The organism is Pseudarthrobacter sp. NPDC059871 (assembly GCF_042731175.1).
GTDB lineage: Bacteria > Actinomycetota > Actinomycetes > Actinomycetales > Micrococcaceae > Arthrobacter.
Genome location: NZ_JBHWJV010000030.1, coordinates 1 through 1,320, shown reverse-complemented (window position 1 = coordinate 1,320; position 1,320 = coordinate 1). Strand labels below are relative to the sequence as shown.

At 59.2% G+C, this 1,320-nt stretch carries 2 protein-coding genes; both read left to right on the top strand.

Annotated elements, in window-relative coordinates; all coding sequences use genetic code 11:
- Nucleotides 1-429, top strand: a 429-nt coding sequence (locus ACFV4R_RS20175) for a transposase (protein ID WP_377204341.1), incomplete at its 5' end; no start/stop codon positions are given.
- A gap of 38 nt (nucleotides 430-467) precedes the next feature.
- Nucleotides 468-1,283 carry an IS3 family transposase gene (locus ACFV4R_RS20170; protein ID WP_377204340.1) on the top strand — a complete coding sequence of 272 codons (816 nt, stop codon included), beginning with the start codon at nucleotides 468-470 and terminating at the stop codon, nucleotides 1,281-1,283.
- Nucleotides 1,284-1,320: the final 37 nt, after the last annotated feature.

The window sequence follows — 1,320 nt, the reverse complement described above, 5'->3', positions numbered from 1 at the left end:
TTCGAGCAGGGGCTAACCGCGAAGTCCGTCGCGCTGACTCTTGATTTAGCACCTACCCCTGTCCAAATGTTGTATCAGCGATGGCAGGTACGAGGATCGGGTGCGCTGATGACAAGAGACCGTAAGCAGTACGACATCGAAACCAAGCTCTTGATCGTGCGGCGTCATCTTCAGGGCGTGTCCGGACGCGTCCTGGCCAAGGAGTACGATCTTCCCTCTCCCGGCACCGTCACGAACTGGACGAGAATTTACCGGCGCGACGGTGAAGACGGCTTACGCCCGAAGAAACGGGGCCGGCCACCGGTCAATCGTGAGAATCCAGTTCCCGAGGGTGAGGTCGGGCAACTCCGAAGGGAGAACGAGCGGTTGCGTGCGGAGGTGGCGTACCTGGGAAAATTGCGGGCCTTGAGGGCACAGGAACGACGCTGAAAGTTCAAGCGATCAATGACCTCAAGGCCCACCACCGGTTGCAGCTGTTGCTGCATCTGGCAAAGATTCCCCGGTCCACGTTCTACGACCACCGCAACCGGCTCAGCCGGCCGGATCGGCAGGCGGAACTCAAAGAAGCCATTCGTAAGGTCTTCACGCAGGCGCGAAGCGCTTACGGGCATCGACGTGTCCTGGCCATGCTCCTGCGTCAGGGATGGACAGTGTCGAAGAAGACCGTGCTGAAGCTCATGCGGGGGCTCGGATTGCAAAGCCCGGTCCGTCGCCGGCGTAGATACAACTCCTTCCGCGGCGAGGTCGGTAAGGCGGCTGAGAACGTGTTGAACCGCAAGTTCGAGACTGCTGTCAAACACACCAAGTGGGCCACCGACGTCACCGAGTTCACGGTGGGCACCTCCAAGGTATATGTCTCGCCGGTCCTTGATCTCCATGACAACCGGATCGTCTCTGTCATGGCAGGTCCGTCTCCGAGCGTCAAAATGGTCACCGATGGCCTTCGCGCTGCGATCAGCGACCTCGCTCCAAACGAGCGACCCCTGGTCCATTCAGATCAGGGGTTTCAGTACCGGCATCCGCTCTGGCAGGACACGCTCCGCGAAGCCGGGCTGACTCAATCGATGTCCCGTAAGGGCACCTGCTTGGATAACGCCTCGATGGAAGGGTTCTTCAGCCACCTCAAAGAGGAATGGTTCCGGATCCAGCAACCCAAGACCATCGAGCAGTTCCACACCGGTCTAACCGAGTATCTGTGTTGGTGGAACAGCACCCGAATCCAACGGAGACTTGGCTACCTCAGCCCCGACGAATACCTCGCTCACAACCTCGCCAGCGCGTAACGTTTATTAAAGTGTCCAACTTCCGGGGACCAGTCCA